At 60.3% G+C, this 16,775-nt stretch carries 14 protein-coding genes; 11 read left to right on the plus strand and 3 right to left on the minus strand.

Annotated elements, in window-relative coordinates:
- Positions 1-117 precede the first annotated feature (117 nt).
- From ACP15L_RS03660 to mdoH, 4 genes are read left to right on the plus strand one after another with little or no spacing between them, the layout of a single operon-like run.
- Positions 118-1,488 (plus strand): tetratricopeptide repeat protein, encoded by a 1,371-nt coding sequence (locus tag ACP15L_RS03660; RefSeq protein ID WP_425083162.1) that lies wholly within the window; start codon positions 118-120, stop codon positions 1,486-1,488.
- A 28-nt stretch (positions 1,489-1,516) separates the two neighbouring features.
- Positions 1,517-2,737 carry an OpgC family protein gene (locus ACP15L_RS03665; protein ID WP_425083163.1) on the plus strand — a complete coding sequence of 407 codons (1,221 nt, stop codon included), beginning with the start codon at positions 1,517-1,519 and terminating at the stop codon, positions 2,735-2,737.
- Positions 2,734-4,233 carry a glucan biosynthesis protein gene (locus ACP15L_RS03670; protein ID WP_425083164.1) on the plus strand — a complete coding sequence of 500 codons (1,500 nt, stop codon included), beginning with the start codon at positions 2,734-2,736 and terminating at the stop codon, positions 4,231-4,233. The genes ACP15L_RS03665 and ACP15L_RS03670 overlap by 4 nt, the downstream gene beginning before the upstream one ends.
- Positions 4,230-6,098, plus strand: a complete 1,869-nt coding sequence (gene mdoH, locus ACP15L_RS03675) for a glucans biosynthesis glucosyltransferase MdoH (RefSeq protein WP_425083165.1) — start codon at positions 4,230-4,232, stop codon at positions 6,096-6,098. The genes ACP15L_RS03670 and mdoH overlap by 4 nt, the downstream gene beginning before the upstream one ends.
- Here mdoH and ACP15L_RS03680 read toward each other — a convergent pair whose 3' ends face one another.
- Positions 6,099-6,923, minus strand: a complete 825-nt coding sequence (locus ACP15L_RS03680) for an alpha/beta hydrolase family esterase (RefSeq protein WP_425083166.1) — start codon at positions 6,921-6,923, stop codon at positions 6,099-6,101.
- The gene (locus ACP15L_RS03685; protein ID WP_425083167.1) at positions 6,923-7,393 is read right to left on the minus strand and encodes a rhodanese-like domain-containing protein; all 471 of its coding nucleotides are present in this window, start codon (positions 7,391-7,393) and stop codon (positions 6,923-6,925) included. The genes ACP15L_RS03680 and ACP15L_RS03685 overlap by 1 nt, the downstream gene beginning before the upstream one ends.
- A gap of 218 nt (positions 7,394-7,611) precedes the next feature.
- Here ACP15L_RS03685 and ACP15L_RS03690 point away from each other — a divergent pair, with 218 nt between their 5' ends.
- From ACP15L_RS03690 to selD, 7 genes are read left to right on the plus strand one after another with little or no spacing between them, the layout of a single operon-like run.
- Positions 7,612-10,482, plus strand: coding sequence for a monovalent cation/H+ antiporter subunit A (locus ACP15L_RS03690; RefSeq protein ID WP_425083168.1), 2,871 nt, complete (start codon positions 7,612-7,614; stop codon positions 10,480-10,482).
- Positions 10,482-10,841 carry a Na+/H+ antiporter subunit C gene (locus ACP15L_RS03695; RefSeq protein ID WP_170374216.1) on the plus strand — a complete coding sequence of 120 codons (360 nt, stop codon included), beginning with the start codon at positions 10,482-10,484 and terminating at the stop codon, positions 10,839-10,841. The genes ACP15L_RS03690 and ACP15L_RS03695 overlap by 1 nt, the downstream gene beginning before the upstream one ends.
- Positions 10,838-12,373, plus strand: coding sequence for a monovalent cation/H+ antiporter subunit D (locus ACP15L_RS03700; RefSeq protein WP_425083169.1), 1,536 nt, complete (start codon positions 10,838-10,840; stop codon positions 12,371-12,373). The genes ACP15L_RS03695 and ACP15L_RS03700 overlap by 4 nt, the downstream gene beginning before the upstream one ends.
- The gene (locus ACP15L_RS03705) at positions 12,373-12,870 is read left to right on the plus strand and encodes a Na+/H+ antiporter subunit E (protein ID WP_170467657.1); all 498 of its coding nucleotides are present in this window, start codon (positions 12,373-12,375) and stop codon (positions 12,868-12,870) included. The genes ACP15L_RS03700 and ACP15L_RS03705 overlap by 1 nt, the downstream gene beginning before the upstream one ends.
- Positions 12,867-13,136: a K+/H+ antiporter subunit F gene (locus ACP15L_RS03710; RefSeq protein WP_152457439.1), complete on the plus strand. Its 270-nt coding sequence runs from the start codon at positions 12,867-12,869 to the stop codon at positions 13,134-13,136. The genes ACP15L_RS03705 and ACP15L_RS03710 overlap by 4 nt, the downstream gene beginning before the upstream one ends.
- A gap of 7 nt (positions 13,137-13,143) precedes the next feature.
- Complete coding sequence (locus ACP15L_RS03715; protein WP_170374220.1) at positions 13,144-13,530, plus strand: Na+/H+ antiporter subunit G; 387 nt, start codon at positions 13,144-13,146, stop codon at positions 13,528-13,530.
- 5 nt (positions 13,531-13,535) lie between these two features.
- A complete protein-coding gene (gene selD / locus ACP15L_RS03720) occupies positions 13,536-15,695 on the plus strand; it encodes a selenide, water dikinase SelD (protein WP_425083170.1) in 2,160 nt (719 codons plus the stop codon).
- Here the strand turns inward: selD and mnmH are convergent.
- The gene (gene mnmH / locus ACP15L_RS03725; protein ID WP_425083171.1) at positions 15,686-16,738 is read right to left on the minus strand and encodes a tRNA 2-selenouridine(34) synthase MnmH; all 1,053 of its coding nucleotides are present in this window, start codon (positions 16,736-16,738) and stop codon (positions 15,686-15,688) included. The genes selD and mnmH overlap by 10 nt on opposite strands.
- Positions 16,739-16,775 lie beyond the last annotated feature (37 nt).

A 16,775-nucleotide genomic window follows, 5' to 3' on the forward strand; every position in this document is an offset into this window, starting at 1 on the left:
CTTTTTTCACACACGCGATTTCACCAATTCGAGAGCAGGGTCGATACTGTTACGACGCCGTCGCAGACTCTGGTAAATCGAACAGTGTCAAATACCGCAACCAGATTGGACCCAAGTATGAAACAAGACGTTTTTGGACAGATGAACACTCTGACCCACCCGGCGGCCGTCGAGGCATGGGACGGTGTTCTGCTTGGGTTCATGGCGCATGCGGCGATTACCCCTCATCATTTGGGAAAAGTGTTGGAGCTTGAGCCCGATTTTGCTCTGGGCCACGCGGTCAAGGGCCTGTTCATGGTTCTTCTGGGCCGACGCGAGATGCTACCCGTAGCCGTCGACGCGCTGAGCGCCGCCAATGAAGCGATGAAACGCCAGCCCATCTCGAAGCGAGAGCAGCTTTTTGTTAAGGCCCTGTCCCTCTATCTGGCGGACGTGCCCTCGCAGGCCGTGCAGAAGTTCGAAGAGGTGCTGCGCGCCCATCCGACCGACTCGCTGGCGATGAAGCTCAGCCATGCGACCCGGTTTGTGCTGGGCGATGCGGAGGGCATGCGGCGCTCGATCGAACGAGTCATGCCCGCTTATGAGCCGGATCATGCGGGCCGTGGCTATCTGCTGGGCTGTCATTCCTTCGCCCTGGAAGAGACCGGATCCTATGACAAGGCCGAGATTGCCGGTCGTCAGGCCCTATGGATGGTGTCCGACGATGCCTGGGGTCTGCACGCAGTCGCCCATGTTCACGAGATGACGGGCAATGCTCAGTTGGGTCTGGATTGGCTGGCGGGGCGTGAGGACGCCTGGGCCCATTGCAACAACTTCCGCTATCACGTCTGGTGGCACAAGGCGCTGATGCATCTGGATCTGGGTCAGGTTGATCAGGTCATCGACCTCTATGACCAGCATATCCGCAAGGACAAGACTGACGATTATCGCGATATCTCGAACGCAACCTCGCTGCTGTCCCGGATGGAGCTTGAGGGCATTGATGTCGGCCACCGGTGGGAGGAGCTGGCCGATCTTAGCGCCGCACGGACCGAAGATGGCTGCCTGATTTTTGCCGACCTGCACTATCTGCTGGCGCTGACCGGCGACAACCGCTCTGACGCTACGGCCAAGATGCTACAGCGCATCCAGAAAGACGCCCAGCGCAACCAAGGCGACACGCCGATCCGCATGTCTGACCCCGGCATAGCCGCCGCCAAGGGGCTTGAGGCCTTTGGGGACGGTCTGTACGGCGCGGCGTTTGATTTCTTGTCGACCGCCCGCTCGGGCATGCAGTTGGCCGGTGGCAGTCACGCCCAACGTGATGTATTCGAGCGCATCACAATTGATTCCGGCCTGCGCGCCGGGCGCCTGGATGCGGTCGAGCGTATTCTGGATGACCGCCGCGCCAAACGCGCCGGTGGTGAGGATAATTACGCACTCGCGCGCCGCGCCCTGATTAACGCGGCCCGCGACAACGGCGACGCACAAAGCGTCCCGGCTGAATAACAAAAAGACCAAGAAGGACAGAAAACGTATGGCGACTGTTTCGCCCGCTTCTGATTTTGCGACTGTTGCGGCCTCGGCCGCAGCGCCCACTGCCCGTGTGCGCGACCCGCGACTGGATTTCTATCGCGGCATTGCGATGTTCATCATCCTGATCGCCCATATCCCGAACGACCCATGGGCCAAATGGATCCCGGCCCGTTTCGGGTTTTCGGATGCGACCGAGATCTTCGTGTTTTGCTCGGGCATGGCTTCGGCCATCGCCTTTGGCGGCGCGTTCCTGCGCAAAGGCTGGTGGATGGGGACGGCCCGCGTGGCTTTCCGCATCTGGCAGGTCTACTGGGCGCATATCTGTCTGTTCTTCTTTGTGGCCATGAGCATGGCCGCTCTGGACAATTCCGGCCTGTTTGAAAAAAGCTACGTATCGTCGCTGAACCTGCAGCATTTCTTCAATGACCCGCTGCCGCAAATGGTCGGGATTTTCACCCTGACCTATGTGCCGAACTACTTCGACATCCTGCCGATGTATCTGGTTGTTCTGGCGATGATGCCGCTCTACATGGCCCTTTACCGCGTCAGCTTTTGGCTGATGGCGGCTGTGTCGATCGCTATCTGGCTTGTGGCTCAGACCGGAGCGCTGGCCCTTCCGGCTGAGCCTTGGTCGGACCGCCAATGGTTCTTCAACCCATTCGGTTGGCAGCTGCTGTTTTTCACCGGGTTCGCCTTTATGCGCGGCTGGATTCCAGCTCCTCCGGTATCAAAAACCCTGATCTGGGCGGCCATTGCCTTTCTGGTTCTGTCCGCGCCCTTTGGGTCGTGGAAGGTTTTCCTGTGGGTTCAATCCGTGGCCCCCGGGCTGGCCGAACAAATCCGCGAACTGTGGCCTCTGACCAAAGAACTGCGCGGCAAGACCGAGTTCGGCCTGTTCCGCTACATCCACTTCCTGTCGCTGGCCTATCTGGGCTGGGTCGTTGCAGGTGCGCATGGTCACCGTCTGATCGCCACCGGGCACTCTCTGGGCGCGCGCATCTGGCAGGTGGTTCTGAAACTGATCACTAAAGTCGGGCAGCAATCGCTGGCGGTCTTTGTCTTCTCGATGGCCGCAGCGCGCCTGATCGGGGTCGCGCTGGATCAGACCGAGCGCGATGTTGCCAGTGTCTTTGTCGCCAACATGATTGGCTTTGCCATGATCATCGGGGTGGCCTATCTGGCCGCCTGGTTCAAATCTCAGCCATGGAAATCAAAGAAATGAATCTGACTCGCCGCGCATTTCTGGCCTCGACCTCTGCGCTGTTTCTGGCGCCGGCCACCTTTGCCTCAGGGTCAGAGGTTCCGTTCGACCGCAATGACGTGATCGAACTCGCCCGTGAACTGGCCAGCCGTCCGTTTGCCGAGCGCGAGATGGTGCCGCAGGAATGGCAGGACCTGACTTATACGCAATACCGCTCGATCCGGTTCCGGCTGGACCGCGCGCTTTGGTACGAGACCGAGACCCCCTTCAACGTCGATTTCTTCACCCCCGGCCTGTATTTCCCGCGCACAGTCAAGGTCTCGACTGTCGAGAACGGGATGGCCAAGCCGGTCGCTTTCGACCTTGAGATGTTTGACAAGGCCGAAGAGGTCCCGACCCTTCCAATCGACGAAACGCTTGGGTTCTCGGGCCTGCGTCTGCGTACGGAAATGCACCGCCCCGGTAAGACCGATGAATTCTGCGTTTGGCAGGGGGCCAGCTATTTCCGCGCCATTGGTCTGCACGAAGTCTACGGCCTGTCTGCCCGCGGCCTAGCCCTGAAAACCGGCGACCCGGATGGCGAGGAATTCCCCGAATTCATCCGCTTTTGGCTGGAACGACCCGAACCCGGTCAGCGCAACATGGTTGTCCACGCCCTGATGGACAGCCCGAGCGTGACCGGTGCATACCGCTTTAACGTCACCGCCGGTGCCGATTGCATCATGGATATCGAGGCCACCCTCTTCCCACGCGAAGAGCTGCCGCATGTGGGTATCGCGCCCGGTACCTCGATGTTCCTGTTCGATCAGACCAATCACAGCCGGTTCGACGATTTCCGCCCGGCTGTCCATGACAGTGACGGGCTGCTGATCCGCAACGGCGCGGGTGAGGTGATCTGGCGTCCGCTGGCGAATCCGACTCGTCTGCAAATCTCGTCTTTCGTGGACATGAACCCTCAGGGCTTTGGCCTGATGCAGCGCAAGCGCGAGTTCTCGGACTATGCGGATCTTGAGGCGAACTATCATAAGCGTCCCAGCCTGTGGGTCGAACCCGGCTCTGATTGGGGCAAGGGCACGGTGACGCTGGTCGAGATCCCCGCCGATCAGGAGATCTACGACAATATCGTCGCCTACTGGCGTCCCGCAGAACCCTATGCCGCCGGTAGCCAGGTTGACCTGAGCTATCGCCTTGTCTGGGGCGAGGAACCACAGCGCACGCCGATGCCTCGGGTCATCAACACGGCGATGGGTGAGAACACCTTTGGCGAGGGCCGTCTGGCCGTGATCGACTTTGAGCCCAGCCCTCTGTTCGATGATCTGGAGGCGGTCAGCATTTTCGCCAATTCGCCTCATGCGAAAACCTCGGACGGTGTGTTGCAGCGTAACCCCGATACCGGCGGTGTGCGTCTGGCGTTCTCGTTCCAGCCGGGCGAACGAGACCATGTGGAGCTTCGCGCGCAATTGCTGGTCGGCAAGCAACCCGCCTCCGAAGTCTGGCTGTACCGTTGGACCGCATGAGCCGCGACCTGCATATCATGCCACCCGAGGCACCGCTGGCAATGCCCGCGCAGGATTTCCGCAGCGGTTTCCGTGATGTGCAGGTACCTGCGGGTGCCCGCCCATCGGCCGGGTTCTGGCGCGCGCTGGCGTTTTCGCCAGCAATGGCAGCCACGCTGGGTTTGCTATGGGTCATGAGCGACTGGTTCGGATCTGAAGGCATCAACCTTGTCGAAGCCATCCTACTGGCCCTGATCTCGTTCAACTTCTTCTGGATCTCCTTCACGGTCTGCACCGTGCTGCTGGGCATGATCTCTCTGTCCCGGCAAGAGCGCCCGGTCAGACAAGACCGCGCGCAGCCGCTGCGCGTTGCCCTGCTGATGCCAACCTACAACGAGGTGCCGTGGTTCGTGCTGGGCAATGCCCGAACCATGCTGGAAGAGCTGCGCGCCCGGGGCGGGCAGCATGAATACGCGATGTTCATCCTCTCGGACACCCGCGATCCGGACATCGCCGCGCAAGAGCAAGCCAGTATCGAGGCGCTGCGCACCACGCTGGCCCCCGACCTGAAGCTCTACTACCGCCGTCGCGAACAGAATACCGACCGCAAGGTTGGCAATATCGCCGATTGGGTCAGCCGCTGGGGCGCCGATTGGGACGCCATGCTGGTGTTGGATGCCGACAGCCTGATGACGGGCCGCGCGATTGCCCGTCTGACGGATTCTCTGGCGCGTGATCCAAGCGCGGGCTTGATCCAAAGCTACCCGCAACTCATTGGTGCTCAGTCGGTTTTTGCCCGGATGCAGCAATTCGCCAATGGCGTCTACGGCATCGCGTTTGCCGAAGGCCTGGCCCGCTGGTGTGGGCAAGAGGGCAACTATTGGGGCCACAACGCCATCATCCGCACAAAGGCTTTTGCCACCTGTGCCGGACTGCCCAAGCTGCGCGCCTTCAACGGGCAGGAAAAGCTGATCATGAGCCACGACTTTGTCGAGGCCGGTCTGCTGCGCCGTGCCGGGTGGGCCGTTCGGTTCCTGCCGCGCATTCGTGGTTCATACGAAGAAACACCACCCACCCTTATCGACCACGCCATGCGGGACCGCCGCTGGTGTCAGGGGAACCTGCAACATCTGAAACTGCTGGGCTCGCGCGGGTTCCGGTCCGTCTCGCGGTTTCATATGTTCCACGGGGCGGTCGGCTATTTGATGTCCCCGCTGTGGTTTGCGCTACTGCTTATGTGGGCGTTGATTGGTCAGGGTGAGGACGCCTCGGTCCTGCACTATTTCAGTCCCGACAACCCTCTGTTCCCGCAATGGCCAGAGATGTCTGAGACACGCCATGTACTGATCATTCTGGTCATGTATGCGATGCTTCTGGCCCCCAAGGTTCTGGGTGTTGCCGCCCTTCCTCTCAGTGGAGTGCGCTATTCCGATTTCGGCGGCTGGCGGCGGTTCTTCACCTCGTTCCTTTTCGAGGTCATCCTGTCGATCCTCTACGCGCCAATCCTAATGGTGCAGCAGATGATCGCTGTATTCCGCACGGCATTGGGCATCCAAAAGGGCTGGTCCCCGCAGGCGCGTGACGGTGGCAGCTATTCCTTACGCACGCTGGTCCTGTGCCACGCTCTGGAAACCGTCAGTGGCATAGCACTTAGCGTTGGTATTCTGGCCGGGCTGGTCTCGGTCTGGTTGGCCCCGATTGCGATCAGCCTTGCGCTAGCGATTCCGCTGTCGGCGCTCAGCGGTGTGTCGGCTGGTACCGCCCGCCGTATGGTCGGCATGCGCGAGGATTTTGCCGAGCCCGCCATCACCCGCTCGGCCCGTCGTCATCGAAATGAGTTGAAGCGTCTGATCGAGGGCAAGGGCAGCATGACCCCGGCGGAATAATCAACCGCCGGGCAATCCTTCGTACCAGTCCAGCATCATATCCGCCCACCCGCTGGGCACGGTATGACCGCCGGGGAAAAGCGCAAATTCCAGCGCGCTGCCCTCGGCACATCCCATCCAGTTGCGCCGCATGAACTGGCCCGTGGTCGAGAATCCGCTGGGCTTGGTATCAACACAGCCATTTGCCTCACGCCAGATCTCAAGCCCGGCAAAGATATCGCCTTGATGGAAACGGCCACCGCCCAGCAAACGCCCTTCGAGCGGAACGACATTGTCGATCCAGCCATGGGTGTGAAACATGCGGATCGGCCCGGCGCAGGATTCAGGATGCGGACGCCAGAAACCACCTGAGACGGGGACATAGGCCGAGAAGGTCTCGGGCGCGTCGCAGGCGAGATAGTTCACCATGAAACCGCCGGCGGAAAACCCTCCTAGAACAACGCGTTCGCCGTCAATGCCAAACCGTTCTGCAGCGTCATCCACCGCTTCGCTAAGAAAGGCCGTTTCGTCACGCTCACCAAAGCCTGGATAGAAGTTCCAGCTTTGAATGCCGCCCCGGTCCGGCCGCTCCAACCCCTCCGGTGCCATCACCGCATAGCCGCGCGCTAGCAGAGGCTCGACCATACTGCGATTGTTCATCGTTCCTGAGCCGCTGCCTCCGTAGCCATGTAGGAACACGACCAGAGGCGGGTTTTCAGCTTCGGGCAGTTCGATGTGATACGCGCCCAAAGCGATCTCGCAGGTGCCTTCATCCGGGCCACAATCGGCCAAGACCGGTTGCGCCGCTGCGGCCAGACAGAACGATAGCCAGTATTTGTGTTTCATCATGCCCCCTCAACAAAGGTCTCAACCGGCAGACCGGCCCGCACCCAGCCCGGCCCCGCGGCCGAACCCAACATGCCCTCGGGCACGTCAATGATATTGGTAAACCCGGCTGCGGTCAGTTGGTTGCTCAACCGTGCCGAGCGGACCCCGCGCGCGCAAATCAACGCCACCGGGGCGGACATGTCACCGCCCGCCATTTGCACCAATGCCGGAATAAAATCCTCGCGCCGCATATCCAGAGGCTGCGCCCCTTGCCCGACGCCTGTGGCCTTCCATTCCCGAGGTGTGCGGATGTCCACCAGCAACACATCTCCGGCGACGGCTTTCTGATGCGCCTGCGTCACTTCCAGTTGGCCGCCCGTGTAGTCCTGCGGGATCAAACGGTACTCACGAATGGCAAATCCTGCGGCAATTGCGCCTGCCCCGCCCATCAATACCCACCGTCGCGTTCGGCTTTTCCCGTCTGCCATATGGCGTTCTCCTGCACTCATGGCTTGGTTCTATCACAAGGGTTGCAATCGCGCGCCGGGGAATTCCGGCAGCAGGATCAAGTTCGCGTCATTATCACGCAGAAAGATAGGTTCGATATACACCTTTTAACATCTGTCAAAACCTTGCAATTTTTGGACAATCATTAAATTATCCTACAAAATCTGTCATATTGACCGCCCAGACCGGAGTATCGCACTTGTCCCTATTCCTCATCGCGGCCCTTCCCTTCCTCGGAGCTGTTTTCCCAGCCCTCCTGATACGGGCGGGACGAAATGCAGCCGCCTCGGCCGCAGGGTTGACCACTTTCCTCGCCTTGATGGGGTTGCTGATCCATATCCCCAGTGTGATGCGCGGCGATGTCGTGACAGCGCGGTTTGACTGGATACCTGGGCTGGGGCTGAACGCGAATTTCATGCTGGACGGGCTGGGTTTTCTGTTTGCTCTGCTGATACTCGGCATCGGCCTGCTAATCATCCTTTATGCGCGGTTCTACCTGTCGCGCGAAGACCCGATGGGGCAGTTCTACACCTATCTGCTGCTGTTTCAGGGCGCGATGGTTGGGATTGTTCTGTCCGATAACATCCTGCTTTTGCTCATTTTCTGGGAACTGACCTCGCTCAGTTCATTCTTGTTGATCGGTTATTGGAAACACCTGCCCGAAGGCCGACAAGGCGCCCGCATGGCGCTGGCCGTCACCGGAGGCGGTGGCTTGGCGATGATTGCCGGGATGCTGATTTTGGGAAATATCGTCGGGTCCTATGACCTCAGCGTGATTTTGCAGAACAAAGAGCTGATCCAGGCCTCGCCCTACTATCTGCCCGCGCTGATCCTGATCCTGCTGGGCTGTTTCACCAAATCGGCGCAGTTCCCGTTCCATTTCTGGCTGCCTCACGCGATGGCTGCCCCGACGCCGGTTTCCGCCTATTTGCACTCGGCCACCATGGTAAAGGCCGGGTTATTCCTGATGGCGCGGATGTGGCCGGTTCTGGCGGGGACGGAGGCGTGGTTCTATATCGTCGCAACGACCGGTCTGGTGACCATGTTATTGGGGGCCGTGATCGCCCTGTTCAAGGACGATCTGAAGGCGCTGCTAGCGTTCTCAACCGTGTCACATCTGGGCTTGATCACAATGCTACTGGGCTTTGGCACCAAGTTTGCAGCCGTGGCCGCGGTGTTCCACATCATCAACCACGCGACATTCAAAGCCGCGCTGTTCATGACCGCCGGGATCGTGGATCACGAAACCGGAACGCGCGATGTCAAACGGCTGGGCGGCTTGCGTCATCTGATGCCGATTACCTTCACCATTGGCACCATCGCAGCTTTGTCCATGGCTGGTCTGCCTCCGCTGAACGGTTTTTTGTCAAAAGAGATGATGCTGGAGGAAACCGTCCACACCACTTGGTTGAACTCTCACTATCTGGTGCCGGGTCTGGCCCTGTTGGCAGCGCTGTTCTCGGCGGCCTACTCCTTCCGCTTTGTCAGCCATGTCTTCCTTGGACCAAAGCGCGAGGATTACCCGGCCCATCCGCATGACCCTCCGGTCGGGCTTTGGCTGGCACCCGCCTTCATGGTCGTTCTGGTCGTGCTGATCGGCCTTTATTCAGCGGCCATCGTCGGCCCGCTGGTGGCCGTCGTATCCAGCGCCGTGATCGGTGGCGACAAGCTGCCCTATTATTCGCTGAAACTGTGGCACGGCTTTACCCCTGCGCTGTATATGTCCGTTGTCGCCACGCTGGGCGGTCTGTTACTGATGTCGCAACACAAACGCGCCCAGCAATTCTGGAACGCATTGCCCCGGCCTGAGGCCAAGGTGATCTTCGAGGCCGTGATCCACGCCTTCACCCGCCTCAGCCAATGGATCACGGATGAGCTGCACAATGGTGTCCTCAGCCGGTATGCGATCATCTTTGTCGCCTTTACCGTCGGGCTTGGCTATTACGCCTATTCCACCGGGACGATCGGAGTTGAAACCCGCGTGCCGCTGCCTGCGCAGATCATTCCGATCGTTGGCTGGATCTGTCTGGTCGGCGCAACGCTGGGCATCATGTGGTTCCACCGTAACCGCCTGTTGTCGCTGGTTCTGATTGGTGTTGTCGGGCTGATCGTCTCGGTTGCGTTCAACTACCTCTCGGCTCCGGATCTGGCACTGACGCAGATCTCAGTCGAGGTGGTGACGATGATCCTGTTGCTGCTGTCGCTGAACTTCCTGCCGACCGAGACCCCATGGGACAGCACCGCCGCGCGGCGTTGGCGGGATGCCGCGATCTCGGTCGTGGCCGGGCTTGGGACAGGTGCTCTGGTCTATGCGATCATGCTGCGTGATTTCGCCTTCCCGACGATTTCCGAATTCCACCTTGCCAACTCGTACAAAGGTGGTGGCGGCACCAACGTGGTGAACGTCATCCTCGTGGATTTCAGGGGCTTTGATACCTTTGGCGAGATCATCGTTCTGGGCATCGCGGCGCTGATCATCTTTGCCCTGACCGAAGCGGTCCTGAGCAGCAATGTCCGAGGCTACCTGCTGAACCGCAAGCCGCACTGGCCGCAATCGGGCGACTCGCATCCGCTGATGATGGTCGTCGTGACCCGCGTGATGATGCCGATTGCCCTGATGGTGGGCGCCTACATCTTCTTCCGTGGCCACAACCAGCCCGGAGGCGGCTTTATCGCCGGCCTGATCGTCGCCATCGCCTATCTGATGCAGTACATGGCCAGCGGCTACACCTGGGCGATCGAACGGCAAAGGTTCTACTATCACGGCACCATCGGATGGGGCGTGTTGATCGCCGCCGCCACCGGTCTTGGCGCTTGGTTCAATGAACGCCCCTTCCTGACCAGCGATTTCGGCTACATCAACTGGCCACCGCTGGAAGAGTTTGAATGGGCCACCGCCATGTTGTTCGACACCGGAGTATTCCTCGCGGTTCTAGGCGCGGTGATGCTGGCGCTGGATAGCCTGTCCCGCTTTGCATGGCAGCCGGGCATGGCGCAGGAGTTCCCGATGGATATCAACCCGCTGCGGGATGCTCCGCCGGAAGAAGAACAAGAGAAGGAGCAGGCCTGATGGAAGCGCTCGTTGCCTCTGCCGTAGGTATTCTGACCGCCGCCGGGATTTTCCTGATCCTGCGTCGTCGAACATTCCCGGTCATTCTTGGCCTGTCGCTGATCACCTATGCGGTGAACGTGTTCCTGTTCGCAACCGGACGTCTGGCGCTGAATTCGCCTGCCGTTCTGAACAAATACGAAGACGTCCCTTATACCGATCCGCTGCCGCAGGCGCTGGTGCTGACAGCCATCGTGATCTCGTTCGGGATGACGGCGGTGATCGTGATGATCTCGCTCTCGGCCTATCTGTCCTCGAAGGATGACCATATCGACATGAGCCCGCATGACAGCGTGGACGCGCCGGGAGAAGACGCATGAACCACTGGATCGTTGCGCCGATCGTCCTTCCTGCGATCCTTGCCCCTTTCATCATCATGGTCCTGCGCTATCACCTCGACCTGCAGCGCATTTTCTCGGTCGCGGGGGTTGTTGCCCTGCTGGGCATTGCCCTGACCATCACCGCGCAGGCGGCGGGAGGCGACATTCAGGTCTATGAGCTGGGCAACTGGCCCGCCCCCTTCGGGATCGTCATGGTGTTGGACCGGCTGTCAGCCATGATGGTTCTGCTGACCGCCCTGCTGGCCCTGCCCATTGTGCTCTACGCCATCGGTTCGGGTTGGGACGAGCGTGGCAAACATTTTCACGCCCTGTTCCACTTCCAGATTATGGGCGTATGCGGGGCCTTCCTGACCGGAGACGCCTTCAACCTGTTCGTGTTCTTCGAGGTCCTACTGATCGCCTCCTACGGTCTGATGACCCATGGCGGCGGAGCGGTCAGGCTGAAGGCTGGCGTGCAATACGTGGCCTATAACCTGCTGGGATCGACCCTGTTCCTGTTTGCCCTGGGCACACTCTATGGTGTGACTGGCACGCTCAACATGGCCGACATTGCCCTGCGCGTGGCCGAGATACCGCCCGAGGATACCGCGTTGCTGCGGGTTGGCGCTGTGTTGCTATTGTTGGTGTTCTGTATCAAGGCCGCCGTTCTACCGTTGCATTTCTGGCTACCTGCCAGCTACGCCAACGCGCCCCTACCCGTGGCGGCCCTGTTCGCGATCATGACCAAGGTTGGGGCGTATTCGATCATCCGGATGTACACTCTGGCCTTCGGCCCGGAGGTCGAGGCAACGCAAGGGCTGGTTGGTAATTGGCTGCAACCTGCCGCGCTAGTTACGCTTGCCGTCGGGGCCATCGGCATCCTCGGCTCGCAACATATCGCGCGAATGGTCGCCTTTTGTGCTATCGCCTCGATGGGTACGCTGCTGATTGCCATTTCGCTGTTCACGCCGGATGCCAGTGCAGCCGCGCTGTACTACGTGTTCCACTCGACGCTTGCGACGGCCCTGTTGTTCCTTGTCGCCGATCTGGTGATGGAACGCCGAGGAGGCGCCATCGCGCCCACGAAGCCAATGGCGCAGACCGGATTGATCTCAGCGCTGTTCTTTGTGGGGGCGATTGCGATGGCCGGGATGCCTCCGCTGTCCGGCTTTATCGGCAAGCTGCTGGTTCTGGATGCGGCCCGGGATGCACCTGACGCAACCTCGGTCTGGGCGGTCATATTGATCGGATCCTTTGTCACTATCGTTGGTCTGGCACGGGCCGGCACGTTGATCTTTTGGAAAAGCCACGACGTGGACCATAACCCTAAGCCCGAAGAGGAAGACGCCGAGCCTCAACCCGCCCCTGAACCGCACCCAGGACTGGCATTTACAGCGGTCTTCGGTCTGGTCGGCGGTCTGATCCTGCTGACCTTGTTTGCAGGCCCCGCGCTCGAATACACCAACAAAACCGCCGAGCAACTGTTCACACCCGAAGACTACATCTCGGCCGTATTGGGAGAGGCAGAATGATCAAGCTGCTACACCGCATATTCCCACACCCTCACCTGAGCTTTCTGCTGACACTGGTCTGGGTTCTCCTTGCCAATAACGGGTCGTTAAACTCGCTCGTTTTTGGTTTGATTCTCGGGATCATCATTCCTTTTATCACCCAACCCTACTGGCCAGATCGCCCCAAACTGCGCAACTGGCCCATGGTAGCGGAGTACATCCTGGTGGTGCTCTGGGACATCGTTATCGCGAATATCACCGTCGCCCGGATCATCCTTTTCAAACGCGACGACGCCCGACAGCCCAACTGGATCTGCGTCCCGCTTGAACTGCGCACGCCCGAGGCAATCACCGTACTGGCCGGGACAATCACCATGACTCCGGGCACCGTCAGCTGTGATCTGTCGGCGCAAGGGCACAACCTTCTGGTCCATTGCCTCGATGCACCCGACCCCGAGGCCGTACGCGATCAGATCAAACAGCGCTACGAACGCCGCCTGAAGGAGATTTTCGAATGATTGATTATGCGATCTACTTCGCCTTCGCCTGCTTCGGAGCCGCTATCATGATGTGCCTGTGGCGGATCATCACCGCCGATGGTGTCGGCACCCGCGTTCTGGCGCTGGACACGATGGTGATCAACACCATCGCGCTGATGATCCTGTACGGTCTGGATCAAGGCACCGAGATCTTCTTCGAGGCTGCCATGATCATCGCCATGCTGGGTTTTGTTTCAACAGTGGCCTATGCGCGGTTCATGCTGCGCGGCAACATTATCGAGTGAGGGCGACATGACATTTCTCGTCGAATTGCTGATCGCCGCCTTCCTGATCATGTCGGGTATCTTCGGCTTCGTTGGGTCGTTTGGAATGATCAAGCTGAAGGACCCCATGTCGCGCCTGCACGCGCCGACCAAAGCGACAACGCTGGGTGTCGGCGGCGTTCTGTTGGCCTCGATCGCACATTCCGTGCTGCTTGAGGGCAAACTGTCGATGCATGAGCTGCTGATCACGCTGTTTTTGTTTCTGACGGCCCCGATCACGGCCCTGTTCATTGCCAAATGGCACATTCATCGTCATGAAAAGCCGCAGGATCTGCCGGATGCGGGCGAGGATGAGCTTTGGGCCACCCACGCGGTCGAGCAGGTTGAAGACGTCCCTGATCACAGCACGAACTGAGCCAGATGCATAACCCTCCGCTGCCCCTGACCCGTGATCTGGTTTTGATTGGCGGAGGTCACACCCATGCTTTGCTGCTGCGCAAATGGGGCATGAACCCTCTGCCCGGCGCGCGCGTAACGGTGATCAACCCTGGCCCGACTGCGCCCTATTCAGGGATGCTGCCCGGTTTTGTCGCCGGTCACTACTCCCGCTCTGATCTGGACATTGATTTGGTCCGTCTGGCCCGTTTCGCGGGCGCACGGGTCATTCTGGGCGCGGTTGAGGGGATCGACACTGACCAGCACCATGTGCATGTGCCGGGACGGCCTCCGGTGGCATTCGATGTCGCCTCGGTCAACGTCGGGATCACCTCGGACATGCCCGCCCTGCCTGGTTTTGCAAACCATGCCGTTCCGGCCAAACCCTTGGGCGCCTTTGCCGCACGTTGGACTGCATATCTAGACAGCACCGGCCCTGCCTCGGTGGCCGTGATAGGCGGAGGCGTCGCTGGGGTCGAGCTGGCGATGGCCATGGCCCACGCGCTGGAAACCAAGGGCAGACCCGCGCGGATCACGCTGATCGAAAATGCCTCGGCCCTGACAGCGACCGGCCCCAAGGCCGCAGCGACGATCCGCAAGGCTATGGCCGGTCTTGGCATCGACGTGCTCGAGGGAGTTTCAATAAAAGAGATCGCCGCAGATCATGTCGCACTGGACGATGGCCGCCAGATCCCTGCCGAGTTTGTGACCGGCGCTGCGGGGGCGAGACCCTATAGCTGGATCCAGCACACCGGGCTGGACCTGCAAGAAGGTTTCATCCGCGTGAACGGCCATCTGCAATCCAGCGACCCCGTCATCTTCGCCGCCGGAGACTGCGCCCACCTGACCGAGAACCCGCGCCCCAAAGCAGGCGTCTACGCGGTGCGCGAGGCGCCAGTATTGTTCAACAACCTGCGCGCGGCGCTGGGGGCTGGGATCATGCAGCGCTATGTGCCGCAGAAGGACTATCTGAAGCTTATCTCATTGGGCGGCAAGTCCGCGTTGGCCGAGCGTCTGGGCACGTCCTTCAGCGGCGCTCTGATGTGGTGCTGGAAGGACCATATCGACCAGAGCTTCATGAACAAGTTCCGCGATCTCCCTGCCATGGCGACCCCACCCCTCCCGCGCGCGCACGCCGCCGGTATGGCCGAAACCCTTGGTGACAAACCCATGTGTGGCGGCTGTGGGGCGAAACTCGGGCGCGGCGCGCTGCGCGGCGCTCTGGCTGCGCTGCCCGAGCCATTGCGCCAAGACGTGACGGCAATGCCGGGCGATGACGCCGCGCTGCTGACAACCGGGACTGCGCGGCAGGTCATCACCACGGACCACCTGCGCAGCGTCACCGATGACCCCGCCCTGATGACCCGTATCGCTGCGGTCCATGCGTTGGGGGACATTTGGGCTATGGGGGCCGCGCCGCAGGCTGCAACGGCCACTCTCATCCTGCCGCGCATGTCCTCTGACCTGCAAGAACGGACGCTTTCCGAGATCATGCAAACCGCCAGCGACGTCATGCGAGACGCCGGAGCCGAGATCGTCGGCGGCCACAGCTCGATGGGCGATGAGATGACAATTGGCTTCACGGTGACAGGGCTTTGCGCCAAGGACCCGATCACATTGGCGGGCGGCAGGCCCGGCGATGTGCTGATCCTGACCAAACCCATCGGCAGCGGCGTTTTGATGGCTGCCGAAATGGCCGGACGGGCCGAAGGCGCAACGGTCGCGCAAGCCTATGAGATGATGACCCAACCGCAAGGCGCAGCGTCGCGCATTCTGGCAGGGGCCCATGCGATGACCGACGTCACAGGGTTCGGCTTGGCCGGGCACTTGAACGGGTTGTGCGAGGCATCAGATTGCGGTGCTTTGCTTGATCTTGAGGCCGTCCCCTTGATGCCCGGAGCCATCGAGCTGAGCGACGCCGGCATCCAATCGACGCTTTTTGCAGACAACCGCTCTATAGCTCCCGAGCTGCCTAGGGACGGCAAAGCGTCGCTGTTGTTCGACCCACAAACAGCGGGCGGACTGCTGGCTGCGGTAGCACCCGAGATCGCCGACAAATTGCTTGAGGATCTGCGAGCGGCGGGCTACCCGGCCGCGCGGATCGGGCATTTGACCGACACTCCGGGGTTGAACCTTCAAAGCTGATCCAGCGTGTTTTTGATGCGATCCGCCGCGCCCCTCAGGCCATTGTCATCCAACTGCGCAATCTCGATCCGCGCCAAAATCTTGGCCGGGTGTTGACGCTGGGATTTGGCATAGGCTGGATCATAGTGCTGCTCCATCAACGCACGCGTCAAAGCTTGTTTGTCGCCGGACGACATGAGGTTCAACCACCCGTCCACGACCTCATGCCCGCGATGAGATCGCAGTGGAGACAAGCGATCCCGAAGGCGCTCGGTATCCGACAAGATGTCGTCATACGCCTGAGTCAAGTAAGCCGACCGGGCAGACAAAGGCGCGTCTATATGAATACGCGGTGCGGCACACATCGCGGTCCAGACGCTGGGTGGCAGGATGCGATCGCCTATTTTCGACGATTCCGCCTCAACCACCACAGGGCGAGATGGGTCCAACGCGCAAAATGCGGCTGACAGGGAGGATTCGAAGGCTTTCTGACTGGGCTGCCCACCTGGCCTTTCGCCCAGTAACGAGCCGCGATGATTGGCAAGCCCCTCCAGATCAACCACTTGTACGCCGCGGCGATCCAGATGGTGCAACAACTCGGTTTTGGCGGTGCCGGTGTAGCCATCCAGCGCGATCAGTTGGAAGGGCAGCGGCTGGTCGTATAGGTAAGCCTTCACCAGCCGACGATAGGTCCGATAACCTCCATCGACGACATCCGCCTGCCAGCCGATCTGCTGCAACGTCCATGTAAACGAGCCCGAGCGTTGCCCTCCGCGCCAGCAATAGACCAAGGGCCGCCAGTTCCCCTCATGATGGCTGAGGCGATGCTCGATATGGTTTGCTGCATTACGGAACACCAATGCCGCCCCGAGTTTTCGCGCCAGAAAAGGGCTTTTCTGTTTGTAGATCGTACCGACCCGCGCGCGTTCTTCATTGTCCAGAACCGGCAGATTGATCGCCCCCGGCAGGTGGTCTTCAGTAAATTCTGCCGGGCTGCGGACATCGATAACTGTATCGAACCCGTGCGCGTAGAGCTGCGGTAGATCTGTGAATTTCAGTGCCATACCAAAAGCCTGTCTTTTGGGCGCATGCAAGGGGAAC

Source organism: Ruegeria profundi (genome assembly GCF_049800715.1).
Lineage (GTDB): Bacteria > Pseudomonadota > Alphaproteobacteria > Rhodobacterales > Rhodobacteraceae > Ruegeria > Ruegeria profundi_A.

What these genes read in the sequence shown, in the direction of transcription:
- ACP15L_RS03715 (WP_170374220.1), top strand. Translation starts at nt 13,144, where the DNA reads ATGACATTTCTCGTCGAATTGCTGATCGCCGCCTTCCTGATCATGTCG.
- selD (WP_425083170.1), top strand. Translation starts at nt 13,536, where the DNA reads ATGCATAACCCTCCGCTGCCCCTGACCCGTGATCTGGTTTTGATTGGC.
- ACP15L_RS03685 (WP_425083167.1), bottom strand. Translation starts at nt 7,393, where the DNA reads ATGGCAGACGGGAAAAGCCGAACGCGACGGTGGGTATTGATGGGCGGG.
- ACP15L_RS03665 (WP_425083163.1), top strand. Translation starts at nt 1,517, where the DNA reads ATGGCGACTGTTTCGCCCGCTTCTGATTTTGCGACTGTTGCGGCCTCG.
- mnmH (WP_425083171.1), bottom strand. Translation starts at nt 16,738, where the DNA reads ATGGCACTGAAATTCACAGATCTACCGCAGCTCTACGCGCACGGGTTC.
- ACP15L_RS03680 (WP_425083166.1), bottom strand. Translation starts at nt 6,923, where the DNA reads ATGAAACACAAATACTGGCTATCGTTCTGTCTGGCCGCAGCGGCGCAA.
- mdoH (WP_425083165.1), top strand. Translation starts at nt 4,230, where the DNA reads ATGAGCCGCGACCTGCATATCATGCCACCCGAGGCACCGCTGGCAATG.
- ACP15L_RS03700 (WP_425083169.1), top strand. Translation starts at nt 10,838, where the DNA reads ATGAACCACTGGATCGTTGCGCCGATCGTCCTTCCTGCGATCCTTGCC.
- ACP15L_RS03670 (WP_425083164.1), top strand. Translation starts at nt 2,734, where the DNA reads ATGAATCTGACTCGCCGCGCATTTCTGGCCTCGACCTCTGCGCTGTTT.
- ACP15L_RS03695 (WP_170374216.1), top strand. Translation starts at nt 10,482, where the DNA reads ATGGAAGCGCTCGTTGCCTCTGCCGTAGGTATTCTGACCGCCGCCGGG.
- ACP15L_RS03710 (WP_152457439.1), top strand. Translation starts at nt 12,867, where the DNA reads ATGATTGATTATGCGATCTACTTCGCCTTCGCCTGCTTCGGAGCCGCT.
- ACP15L_RS03660 (WP_425083162.1), top strand. Translation starts at nt 118, where the DNA reads ATGAAACAAGACGTTTTTGGACAGATGAACACTCTGACCCACCCGGCG.